Genomic DNA, 220 nt, shown 5'->3' on the forward strand with positions numbered 1-220 from the left:
GCTCGCCTCTTTTTTTTTATTTTCACTGCATCTAACATTAACTCTTTTAAACGCTTTAAAGCTTCTTCTCTGTTTTTCTCTTGAGGTCGATGCTCTTGAGACTTAATAATAATCACCCCATCTTCGGTGTTTCGATGGTCGGATAATGCTAATAAACGTTGCTTATAAAATTCAGGTAACGTAGAACTTTTAATATCAAAACGTATATGAATAGCGGAAT

1 protein-coding gene is annotated in these 220 nt (G+C 34.1%); it reads right to left on the reverse strand.

Going from position 1 to position 220, the window contains the following annotated elements; translation table 11 throughout:
* Positions 1–220 (reverse strand): aminoacyl-tRNA hydrolase (locus tag V6256_RS15740; RefSeq protein WP_341599160.1); only part of this gene is annotated, 220 nt, incomplete at both ends.

This window comes from Psychromonas aquatilis (assembly GCF_038155185.1).
In the GTDB taxonomy this organism is placed as follows: Bacteria; Pseudomonadota; Gammaproteobacteria; order Enterobacterales; family Psychromonadaceae; genus Psychromonas; species Psychromonas aquatilis.